This window comes from Rathayibacter sp. AY1H2, from assembly GCF_002931985.1.
Lineage (GTDB): Bacteria > Actinomycetota > Actinomycetes > Actinomycetales > Microbacteriaceae > Rathayibacter.
This window is the reverse complement of sequence record NZ_PSUV01000035.1, coordinates 1-10,586: the sequence shown is the minus strand read 5'-3', so window position 1 is coordinate 10,586 and position 10,586 is coordinate 1. Positions and strand designations below refer to the sequence as shown.

Genomic DNA, 10,586 nt, shown 5'->3' with positions numbered 1-10,586 from the left:
GGCGCCGAGGGGGTGGGCGGAGCAGGTGCATCCGGAGCGATCGGACCGGAAGCGAGGGCGTCCGGAGCGACGGTGTCCTGGGCAACGGGAGCAGCGGACTGCTCCGCTCCGCTCCCCGACGCCGCCACCAGCCGCACGTCGTCCGCGACGGCCTCCGCCTCCTCCGGGCCGGCCGCCGCGTTCAGCGCCGCGGCCGCCGCCTCCGCTCGCATCAGGGCCTCGGCGGCCTCCGCCTGCAGTCGGCGGGCAGCCTCCAGGGCCGCGCGCGCCTCGTCCCTCGCCGAGGCGAGCCCGTCGTCGTCACTCATGGGCTCAGCCTAGGTCGGCGGCGCCGGTCAGTCCTCGCGGACGTGCCAGGACTGTCCGTACCCGCCGTCGGCCTCGGGGCGGGCCATCAGCTCGAGGAACGGGTCGGCGCTGAACGCCTCCGGCCCGAGCACTCCGGCGCCGGTCCACACGCCGGTCGCGAGGAGCTCGAGCGCGACCACCGGGTTGAGCGCCGTCTGCCAGACCACGCACTGGGTGCCGTACTCGGCCATCGTCCACTCGTTGTCGCTCACGTGGTAGAGGTACACCTCGCGGCGGGCGCCGTCCTTCGTGCCCGAGACGAAGAGGCCGGCGCAGGTCCTGCCCGTCATCCGCGGGCCGATGCCGGCGGGGTCGGGCAGGGCGGCGGCGACGACGTCGCGCGGCGAGACCTCGACGGGACCGCCGGCCGAGCGGACCCGCAGGGGCTCGGTGCTGTCCAGGCCGAGGAGGTGGAGGGTGCGCAGGACGCCGATGAACTGCTCGCCGAGGCCGTACTTGAAGGTGACCTTCTTGGCGTCGAGCCAGCGCGGCATCAGCAGCACCTCCTCGTGCTCGACGTTCACGCACTCGACCGGGCCGATGCCCTCGGGGAACTCGAACACCTCCGGCTCCGAGAAGGGGACGGTGGTGTACCAGCCGCGGTCGCGCTCGAACACCACCGGCGGGTTCAGGCACTCCTCGATCGTGGTCCAGATGGAGAAGGACGGAGCGAAGATCTCGCGGCCGTCCGCGTCGTGCACGACGAGGTTCGCGCCGTCGCGCACTCCGAGCTCGTCGATCTCGTCGAAGAGGTGGTCGGAGGCGTAGCGGGCGAAGACGTCGGAGAGTCCCGGCTCCACGCCCATGCCCACCAGGGCGAGGCGGCCGCGGGAGGACCACTCCTCCGCCGCGGCGAACTGCTCGTCGCCGAGCTTGAGCCCCGTCAGCTCGTGGGGCCGCTCAGGGTGCGGGAGCGAGAGGCTCATCGCCATGTCGAGGTAGTCGGCCTCGGCGGCGAGCGCTCCGGCGAAGATCGTCGGGACGAAGCGCGGCTCGACGGCGTTCATCACGTGGGTCGCCCCGTGCGCGCGGGCGACGGTCTCGACGTTCTCGGCGTCGGAGGCGTCGATTCGCGCGGCGACGAAGCGGTCGTCGGCACCGTGCCGCTCCGCGATCCAGGCGACCGTGCGCTCGGCGCGAGCGAGGTCGTAGTCGCAGACGATGATCTGCTCGAAGAAGGAGCGGCGCGCGGCGATCTTCGCGAAGGCGTCGCCGACGCCGCCGGCGCCGACCAGGAGGATTCTCATGGGGACACCGTAGCGACGGATCGCGTCGTCCACCATGCCGAGCACCGACGGAATCGGAGCGGAGCGCGCCTTCCGGCCACCGGATCCGTCACGGGGCGGCCCGCTCCCCCTGCTCGAGCAGGCGGAGGAAGCCGGAGAGGTGCCCGAGGCCGGTGAGCGAGGTCGGGAGCGAGGCGGCGAGCGCCGGCGAGTGCACCAGGTACGCCGCCCACTTCGCGCGCGAGACCGCGACGTTCAGGCGGTTGGGCAGGAGGAGGAACTCCATCCCGCGCGGGACGTCGGCCCCGGAGGACGCGGCGAGCGACACGATGGCGACCACCGCCTCCCTGCCCTGGAAGAGGTCGACCGTGCCGACCGGGGTCTCCTCGAGGCCCGCGGCGTCGAGGGCGGTGCGGAGGAGCCCGCCCTGGGCGTTGTAGGGCGCGACGACGATGACGTCGGCCGCGGTCAGCGTCCGCTCGCCGTGCTCGTCGGTCCAGGCGCGGCCGACGAGGGAGAGGGCGATCTCGACGACGCGCCTCGCCTCGTCCGGCGAGGAGGTGGTGTCGCCCGCGTGCTCGACCGGGACGGAGTGCACGCCCGGCTCGACCCCCTCCAGGTGGCGCACCTGCGGCGCCCGCGACCGCAGCGCGCCCTCGTAGGACAGCTCGGAGACGGCGTCGGAGAGCGCCGGGTGCATCCGGTGGGTCTGCGCGAGGAAGTAGCCGTACTCCGGCGGGAGGACGTCGTGCCCGTCGGCGAGCCAGCCGAGCGCCGACTCGTCGACCGGCTCCGGGTGCGCGCCCTGGCTCACCTGGGGCAGCTGCTGCGGGTCGCCGAGCAGGAGCAGGCGCTGGGCGGAGACGGCCGATGCGATCGTCGGGGCGAGCGAGAACTGCCCGGCCTCGTCGACCACCAGGAGGTCGAGCGAGCGGCGCGGCACGGTGACCGGGTTCGCGAAGGTCCAGGCGGTGCCGCCGATGACGCAGCCGCCGCCCTCCTCGAGGACGGCGGTGAGTGCCGCCGCGTTCTTCACCGGCGCCCAGGGCGCCGCCTCGAGCGCCTCGGGCGATGTGCCGTTCTTGGGCACCTTCGCCACGCGGGAGGGATCGACGCCGCGGCCGACGACGGCGCTCAGCACGTTCTCGACCACCGAGTGCGACTGGCCGACCACGCCGATGCGCCAGCCGTGCTCGTTCACCAGCCGTGCGATCACGTGGGAGCCGACGTAGGTCTTGCCGGTGCCGGGCGGACCCTGCACGGCGAGGGTCGCCCGGTCGAGTCCGAGCAGAGTGGTGACGACCGCGCCGATCACGTCGTCGCCCTGCACAGGAGCGACGGCTCCCGGCGGCATGCGGCGGAGGACGTCGAGCGCCGGGTCGGCCAGCATCGCGGGCAGCGCGTCGAGGACCTCGCCGCCCCACTCCGCGATCGCCTCGGGCTGGGGCGCGGCGCGCGGCGGCGGCGCAGGGGCGAGGGCGACCGGAGCGTCGTCGTGCGGATCCTCCCCCGCCTTCAGGCCCTCCTTGAGGAGCAGGACGATCCGCTCCCCGTCGTCGTCGACCGCGAGGATCTCGGAGCGCTCGGAGGCGCCGCGCAGACCGGGACCGGGCGAGGGCGCACCAGGGGGCGCCGGGGCCTCGTAGACCAGGTACGGCGACGAGCCGGTGCCGAGCCGACTGCCGGGAGCGAGCCGGCCGAGGATCCGCAACTCGCGCGACTGCGTGCGGGCGCGCGGGAGCTTCGCCCAGTCGCGGACGACCTCGACCCGGTCGATCATCACGACGTCGCGGGTGTCCGCCCACTCGTCCAGCGGCTGCCGGAGGCGGTCGAAGTGCTCCTGCCAGAAGGTCTTGGCCTCGCGGCGGTGGTAGTCGTTCGCCGCGCCGGCGAGGGCGAGCGCGGTCTGGTCGGCCGTGCGCTCGCGCGGCTCGACCCCCTCGACCTGCGCCAGCAGTGCGACCGCGACCGGGTGCGGCTCGCGGGGCACGGGGATCTCGACCTCGAGCAGCGGCGGCAGCTCCTCGCGCGGCGGAGCGAGCTCCAGGAGCCAGTCGCGCAGGCGGAGCGTGGAGCGGCAGTCGTAGGCGTTGTACTCGGCGACGAGGTCGAGCCCGCGCTGCCCCTCGACAGGATCGGCCCTCTGTGCGGCGCGCGCCTCCACGTACATCTCGATGCTGTCGGCGGCGTTCGTGACGCCGGACGCGTCGCGCTCCTCCTCGCCCATGTAGAGCGGCTCCAGCTTCTTGAGCGAGTAGCTGCGCGAGCCCACGCGGAGCGCCCGCCGCACCACCGGGTACAGGTCGACCAGGACGCCGTCGCGCAGGAGCGCGTCGACCTCCTCCTCGCCGACCCCGTGCCGGAGCGCGAGCGAGAGCAGGTGGCTGCGCTCGTAGGAGGCGTAGTGGTAGACGTGCATCCGGGAGTGCGCGGCCCGGCGCGCCCGCAGGAGCGCGAGGAAGTCGAGGAGCGCCCGGCGCTCGGCCGCGAGGTCGTGCGCCCAGAGCGCGGTGAAGCGCTCCTGGTCGTCGACCATGCCGAAGAGGTAGTCGAGGCCCCACTCGCGGTTGTCCTCGGTGTAGAGCGGGTCGCCCTCGAAGTCGAAGAAGAGGTCCCCCGGGTCGGGGGCGGGCAGCCCGGCGAGCACGGAGGCGTCGATCACCTCGACGGCCGGCACCGGCGAGGACTCCGACCGCAGCTGCAGCCGCGCCTGGGCGCGCAGGCCCTCGAGCGTGCCCGCGCTCAGCCCGGGGACGGGGCCGTTGTGCTCGGCGAGCGCGTCGATGGTGAGCACGCCGGCCGCCCCGAGCTTCGCCCGCTGGTCGAGCCGCATCCCGGCGACGAGGATCGGATCGCGGTGCGCCTGGACCTCGTGCGCGCAGACGGAGCAGCGTCCGCAGGAGGGGTAGCGCGGATCGCCCCACTCCAGCGGCTCGTCGGCGGCGAGGCGCTCGTCGAGCACGGCGCGGAGCCGGGCGCGCTGCACCCGCTGGACCGGGGCGACGACGGCCAGCTCGTGGCTGGTGACGGAGCCGTCACCGAGCACGAGGTGCACCTGCTCCCCCACGCGGATGCCGCGCGCCTGCATCTGCTCGGCGTAGGCGGCGAGCTGCAGCAGCGCCGGGATCTTCGCGTGCCGGGCGAGCTTGGTGTCGTAGACCTCGTAGGCGCCGTCGGCGGTGCGGAGGAGGAAGTCCGAGAAGCCCAGGAACTCGCCGTCGAAGAAGGTGGCCTGGTAGAGCACGTCGACCCCGGCGCGCATCGCCTCGACGGCCGCCTCGGCCGCCGCGGGGTAGCCGGCGGGCTCGGGGCGCTCGAACTCGAGCACCTCGTGCGTGCGCTTCAGCTCGGCGAGGAAGCGGTGCTCGTGCTCGTCGCCGAGCACCGCGGTGCGCTCGAGCATCCCGTCCCTCTCGGCCTCGAGGCGCGGCGCGCGGCCCAGCAGGGCGTCGAACCGGCGGAGGACGGCCCACTCGCAGGCCGCCCAGTTCGACAGGTCGGTGGGGCTCGTGACCACGCGGCCGGACTCCAGATACACGCGACTCCTTCCGCGACCACCGGGCGGCGATCGGCTCCAGGCTAGGGCGCCCCTCCGACACTCGTGCGGCCTCGGCCACCACCCGCGCCGCTCCGGCTCCGCGTGGCAGGCTGGGCCGATGACCCGCGCTCGCTTCGAGATCATCCCGGCCGACGACATCGGCGAGCGCGCCGCACGGGCGTTCCCGGACCCCTCCGCGGTGACGCTGACCGTGACCAGCCTGCCGAAGCACGGGACCGGGCGGACCGTGGACTGCGCGGTCGCGCTGGCCGGGCGCGGGTTCCGCGTGGTGCCCCACCTGGCGGCGCGGAACGTCGAGGGCCGCGCCGCACTCGAGCGGGTCCTCGGGCGGATGGGCGAGGCGGGGATCGACGAGGCGTTCGTGATCTCGGGCGACGCGTCCTCGGCGGCCGGCACCTACTCCACGAGCCTCGAGCTCATCCGCGACGCCCGCGAGATCTCACCCGGGCTGGCCCTGGACATCGCAGGCTACCCCGAGGGCCACCCGCACCTCTCCGACGAGAGCATCGAACGGCACCTGCGCGAGCGCGCTCCGTTCATCCGCTCGATCGTCACGCAGATGTGCTTCGACGTCGACGCGGTGGTCCGCTACGCCGACCGGCTCCGCGAGACGGGGATCACGGCCGATCTGTGGGCGGGGGTGCCGGGGCCGGTCGAGCGCTCGCGGCTGCTGACGCTGGGCGCGCGGATCGGAGTGGGCTCCTCGCTCGGCTTCCTGAAGCGGAGCACCTCGGTGGCCGGCGGGCTCCTCCGCGGACGCCGCTTCGACCCGTCCGCGTTCGTCGCGCGCCTGGAAGCGGCGGCGGGCGACCGCCTCGCGGGCCTGCACGTCTACACCTTCAACGAGCTCGACTCCCTCGCCGCCTTCGGCTGATCGGCGAGCCTCCGCGCTCCTCGGGCGCCGATCCTCGGGGCCTCGAAGCCCTCGCGCGGAGAGAACTGCGCCGGTCAGGTGGTGCGGCGGATCCAGATCGGCGGGTGCGGGAGCTCGGCCTCGGTGCGCAGGCGGCCGGCGAGCGGAGCCCAGACCACGAGCGCCACGCCGATCCCGAGCAGCAGGCCGCCGACGGTGTCGCTCAGCCAGTGGGCGCCGAGGTAGGTGCGGCTCGCCATCATCGCCACGGTGTACAGGAAGCCCGCGATCCAGACCCACAGCAGCGGGAACACCAGGGCCAGCACCATCGCCGTCGTCGCCGCGTTGGCGGTGTGGCCGGACGGGAAGGAGCCGTAGTCGCTGGTGACGAGCATGTCGGCCGGGCGGGCGCGTCCCACCAGCTCCTTGACGAGCTGAGTGGCGCCCACGCTGACCAGCGCGGCGATCGCGTAGTAGAGCGCGGCCCACCGCCTGCGGAACACCAGCAGCACGGCGACGATGCCGAGCGGGATGAGCGTCGTGCCGACGAGCCCCGCTCCGACCGTGTTCATGACGAGGGCCGGGATGTCCCAGACCGGCGAGCGGTGCTCGACGATCTCGTCCATCCACTCCACGTCGAAGCGGAAGGCCGAGGTGGGGCGGAAGGCGATCAGCACGGCGAGGAGCACCGTGAGCAGGATCGCGAGCGACGCGGAGATCAGCGGCCAGCGGCGGGAGACCCGGTGGGCCGCCTCCTTCGTCAGCAGCCGGGCGGCGACGTCGTCGGACGGCACCTGCTCGCGCATCCGCGCACGCTGGACGGCGTCGGGGCGCGCGATTCCGGGCTCGGTCGACAGGCGGTCGTCGCGGTGATCCATCCGGACATGATGCCGTCACACGGCGTTCCCCCGCTGGGGGTTGCGGGGCGGCTCGGCCGACGGTTCGGAAGCCCGGCGTCCGTGCGCCGGGTTCGTGGCACGGTCCGACCGGCCGTGCGGATGCCCGGCCTTCCCCCGCGGGGGTCTCGCGGCGCGGCTCAGCCGGCCGCGCGGGCCAGGCGGGCGGCGCGGAGGGCGTCGAGCCGGGTCGGCTCGGAGGAGCGGGCGAGGAGCCGCGCGGCGACGGCGCTCACGCGGGAGTCGTCCGAGGCGGAGGCCCGCTCGAGGGCGGCGGCCGCGTCGGGACCGGTGATCGAGCCGAGCGCCATCGCGGCCGAGACCGCGAGCGCGGAGTCGTCGCTGCCGGCGGCCCCGTCCAGCGCGTCGACGGCAGGACGCGCGTCGTCGCCCAGGTAGCCGAGTGCGGCAGCGGCGTGACGCCGGACCGGCACGGACCCCTCGCGGAGGGCCTGCTCCAGACCGGGGACGGCCGCGGCGCCGAAGGAGGCGAGGACGTCGGTGAGCACGTTCTGCGCCTCCGCGTCGTCGTCGCCGAGCAGGCCGAGCAGGACCGGCAGCGCGCGCTCGTCGCCGAGGCGGCCCAGCGCGAAGCGGGCCTTCGCGGCGACGGCGGGCTCGGAGTCGGCGGCCAGCGGGGCGATGTCGTCGAGCGTCGCCGGGTCGAGGATCTTGCTGAGCACGTGCAGCGCCTGCGTGCGCACCCGGGGCTCGCGGCCGAGCGCCTCGCGGGCGACGGGGACGGCGGCGGAGCCGAGGCGGCCGAGCGACCAGGTGAGCACGTCGCGGACGAAGAAGTCCGGCTCCTCCCACAGGTGCGCGGCGAGGGGCTCGGCGGTGGCGGGCTCGGCGAGCTCGCCCAGGGTCATCGCCGCACGGAGGCGGACGTCGCGGTCGGGGTCGGAGAGCTCGGCGAGCAGGGCGGAGGAGTCGCGGGAGGACATGGGAGGGGACTGTAGCAGCGGCGCTCGGGAGCGGATCCAGCGAGGGCCCGAACGCCCGCGAGGAGCCGCAGGAGCGGGGCGTGCCGGACCGCCGGGACCCGGAGCCGAGCGCTCAGTCCTGCAGCGCCGGGACGCTCCTCGGCCGGACGATCAGCCAGAGCGCCAGGATCGACACGGTCGCCGTCGCCATCATCACCACGGCCATCGGCACGGCCGAGCCGGCGCCGAAGACCCCCGAGATCGGCGACAGCAGTCCGGCGGTGCCGAAGTTGACCGCTCCGAGCAGCGACGCGGCCGTCCCCGCCTCCCGGCCGTGGTTGACCAGGCCGAGGACCTGCACGCACGGGAAGCTGAAGCCGCAGGACGCGATGAAGAACCACAGCGGGACGAGCGTGCCCCAGAGCCCCAGCCCGAGCACGTCGAAGAAGGCGATCAGGCCGGCGGAGGTGAACAGCGTCAGCGTCGTGATCGCGAGGATCCACTGCGGCCCGATCCTCCGGCTGAGGTAGGAGGACGCCTGCACGCCGAGGACGACGCCGAGCGAGTTCACGGCGAAGAGCAGCCCGTACTGCTGCGCGTCGAATCCGTAGAGGCCCTGGAACAGGAACGAGGAGCTGGAGAGGTAGGTGAACAGGCCGGCGAAGGTCATGCCCCCGATCACCGCCACTCCGAGGAACACGCGGTCGCTGAGGACGGCCCGGTAGCGCTGCACGAGCGAGCGGTGCTCGCGCTCGTGGCGGGCGGCGCGGGGCCGGGTCTCGACGACGAGCAGGCCGACGGCCGCGACGACCAGCACGCCGTAGGCGGCGAGGAAGACGAAGATCCCGCGCCAGTCCATGATCAGCAGCAGCTGGGAGCCGATGACCGGCGCGAGCACGGGCGCGAGGCCCGACACCAGGGCGAGCCGGGACAGCATGCGCACCAGCGGGCGTCCGCCGAAGAGGTCGCGGACCATCGCCATCGCGACCACGCCGCCCGCCGCCGCGCCGGCTCCCATCAGGAAGCGGAAGACGCCGAGGGTGACGATCTCGGGGGCGAGCGCCGCGCCGACGCAGGCCAGCACGTGCAGAGAGGTGGCCAGGAGGATCGGCAGGCGCCGGCCGACCGCGTCGCTCCAGGGGCCCACGACCAGCTGGCCGAGTGCGAAGCCGAGGGTCGTGCCGGTGAGGGTCAGCTGGACCGCCGCCTCCGACACGTTCAGCTCGCTCTGCAGCGCGGGGAACGCCGGCAGGTAGAGGTCGATCGTGAACGGCCCGAGGGCGGTCAGCGAGCCGAGGACGATCACGTAGACGAGGCGCTGGCGGGCCGTCAGGGCGTCGCCCGGGTGGCGGTGCACCGGGAGGGAGGCGGTCGGAGTCGAGGCGGGAGTGGACACGGAGTGCCTTCCTGCGCAGGGCGCAGCGGGGTGGGAGGGAGGGAGGCGGCCGGTGTCGTCCTCGGCGCGGGAGCGGACCTCGTCGGCTCCATGCCGCTCGGTCGAATCAATTCGATCATGTGTCGGACAGGGGCGCCACCCCTCGGACCGCCGTCGGGTCAGACCGGGTGGAGCGGAGTGCCGAGCGGGTCGGCGAGCAGGCGCTCGAAGGCGAGCTCGGCGGCGCCCAGCATGAGCAGATCGGCGCCGAGCTCGGTCCGCACGATGCGCACGGAGTCGAGCGCGACCCGGAAGGGGCCGCCGCGGCCCAGGCGCTCCTCCAGGAATCCCGGCGCGACTCCTACCAGCGCCCCGAGGAAGCCGCCCAGCACCACGAGCTGCGGGTTGAACACGTTGATCACGTTGCGCAGGGCGACCGCGAGGTGCCCGAGCTGGCGCTCGACCTCGGCGCGGACGGCCGGGTCCTCGGAGGCGGCGAGCGCCTCCTCCAGCCGCTCGCTCTCGTCGAGGCCGAGCACGGTGAGCAGCTCGGCGCGGCCGACCTCGGTCTCGAGGCAGCCGACGGCGCCGCAGTGGCAGTCGATGCCCGCGCTGTTGACGAGGGTGTGGCCGATCTCCCCCGCGTAGCCGTCGATGCCGTGCAGAGGCGCGCCGCCGACGATGACGCCGGCGCCCACTCCGCTCGCGCCGCCGTTGAGGTAGACGAGGTGCGAGACGTCGCGGCCGGCGCCGAGGACGCTCTCGGCGAGTGCACCGAGGTTGGCGTCGTTCGCCGAGAGGACGGGCAGGCCGGTCGCGTCCGCGAGCATGCGGGAGAAGGGCTCGTCGTCCCAGCCGAGGTGCGGGCCGACCCGGACGAGGCCGTCGGCGTCGCGGACGAGGCCGGGCACCGCGACGCCGATGCCGACCGTCCGCGTCTCCTCGGGCAGCTCGGCGAGCAGCTCGGCGACCGCCTCGGCCGCCAGACGGGCGGCGGCCTCGGCGGTGGGGACGGAGGCGGAGCGGCGGATGCGGCGGCGGACGACGGCGTCGACGCCGACCACGGCGACCGTGACGGCGTCGATCTCGGGGTTCACGGCGAGCGCGACGACTCCGGGATCGGCCTCGACGACGGGGCTCGGCCGGCCGACCTGGTTCGGTGTGGCGGGTTCGCGCTCGCGCACGATGCCGAGCTCCACCAGCTCGCCGACCAGCGCCGCGATCGTGGAGCGGTTGAGGCCGGTCAGGCGGGTCAGCTGCGAGCGGGAGCGGGGGCCGCCGCGGTGCACGAGGCGGAGGATCGCCGAGAGGTTGTGCCGCCGGACGCGGTCGAGGTTGTTGCCGCGCGTCGCGTGGTCGGGCATCCGCGGTCTCCTCTGCTTGCGGGGGTCAGCCTAGCCGGGGGC

At 74.5% G+C, this 10,586-nt stretch carries 7 protein-coding genes and 1 pseudogene; 1 reads left to right on the top strand and 7 read right to left on the bottom strand.

What is annotated here, in order from left to right:
• From C5C29_RS16595 to C5C29_RS16585, 3 genes and pseudogenes are all read right to left on the bottom strand, one after another.
• Window positions 1-308 (bottom strand): annotated as a pseudogene (locus C5C29_RS16595) (hypothetical protein); the annotation flags it as partial.
• 27 nt (window positions 309-335) lie between these two features.
• Window positions 336-1,595: a saccharopine dehydrogenase family protein gene (locus C5C29_RS16590; protein ID WP_104225138.1), complete on the bottom strand. Its 1,260-nt coding sequence runs from the start codon at window positions 1,593-1,595 to the stop codon at window positions 336-338.
• A gap of 88 nt (window positions 1,596-1,683) precedes the next feature.
• The gene (locus C5C29_RS16585) at window positions 1,684-5,112 is read right to left on the bottom strand and encodes a bifunctional RecB family nuclease/DEAD/DEAH box helicase (RefSeq protein ID WP_104225134.1); all 3,429 of its coding nucleotides are present in this window, start codon (window positions 5,110-5,112) and stop codon (window positions 1,684-1,686) included.
• A 118-nt stretch (window positions 5,113-5,230) separates the two neighbouring features.
• Here C5C29_RS16585 and C5C29_RS16580 point away from each other — a divergent pair, with 118 nt between their 5' ends.
• Window positions 5,231-6,007, top strand: coding sequence for a methylenetetrahydrofolate reductase (locus tag C5C29_RS16580; RefSeq protein ID WP_104225135.1), 777 nt, complete (start codon window positions 5,231-5,233; stop codon window positions 6,005-6,007).
• A 74-nt stretch (window positions 6,008-6,081) separates the two neighbouring features.
• Here C5C29_RS16580 and C5C29_RS16575 read toward each other — a convergent pair whose 3' ends face one another.
• The 4 genes from C5C29_RS16575 to C5C29_RS16560 form a co-directional block, all read right to left on the bottom strand.
• Window positions 6,082-6,864 carry a phosphatase PAP2 family protein gene (locus C5C29_RS16575; protein ID WP_244229597.1) on the bottom strand — a complete coding sequence of 261 codons (783 nt, stop codon included), beginning with the start codon at window positions 6,862-6,864 and terminating at the stop codon, window positions 6,082-6,084.
• A 158-nt stretch (window positions 6,865-7,022) separates the two neighbouring features.
• Complete coding sequence (locus C5C29_RS16570; protein ID WP_104225136.1) at window positions 7,023-7,826, bottom strand: HEAT repeat domain-containing protein; 804 nt, start codon at window positions 7,824-7,826, stop codon at window positions 7,023-7,025.
• Between the two features lie 112 nt (window positions 7,827-7,938).
• On the bottom strand, window positions 7,939-9,201 hold the full coding sequence (locus C5C29_RS16565; RefSeq protein ID WP_104225137.1) for a multidrug effflux MFS transporter: 1,263 nt from the start codon (window positions 9,199-9,201) through the stop codon (window positions 7,939-7,941).
• Window positions 9,202-9,359: 158 nt separating this feature from the next.
• Window positions 9,360-10,544: an ROK family transcriptional regulator gene (locus tag C5C29_RS16560; RefSeq protein WP_104225215.1), complete on the bottom strand. Its 1,185-nt coding sequence runs from the start codon at window positions 10,542-10,544 to the stop codon at window positions 9,360-9,362.
• Window positions 10,545-10,586 lie beyond the last annotated feature (42 nt).